1 protein-coding gene is annotated in these 380 nt (G+C 73.2%); it reads left to right on the plus strand.

The genetic code is table 11. From position 1 onward, the window contains the following. On the plus strand, positions 1–248 hold a 248-nt coding region (locus tag B7767_RS36375), incomplete at its 5' end, for a helix-turn-helix domain-containing protein (RefSeq protein ID WP_143652828.1). Positions 249–380 lie beyond the last annotated feature (132 nt).

Genomic DNA, 380 nt, shown 5'->3' on the forward strand with positions numbered 1-380 from the left:
TGGGACGGCTGGAGGGGGACCCCCGGAACGTGCGCCGCACCCTGCGCACCTGGATCGCCGCCGGGGGCAACGCCGAGCGGGCCGCGCAGAGCCTGGGCGTGCACGCCCAGACCGTGCGCGAGCACGTACGCAGCGCCGAACCGGTCCTGGAACGCCAGCTTCTGGCCACCGGGGCCGACCTGTACGAGGTCGTCCTGGCCCATCTGGCGGCGGGTGACCTGGAACAGCCGGTCCTCACGGATGGATGAACCGGGCTTTTCGGACTCAGTTGTGCACGGATGAGTCCTCCGGCGGCCGCAGCGGGCACCGGCGCGGTACACAGGCCCGCCCCGCTGCGCATAGTTTCGGCAGCACGGCGGGGGGACCACCGGGAAGGGGGG

It is taken from the genome of Streptomyces sp. 13-12-16 (assembly GCF_002114215.1).
In the GTDB taxonomy this organism is placed as follows: domain Bacteria; phylum Actinomycetota; class Actinomycetes; order Streptomycetales; family Streptomycetaceae; genus Streptomyces.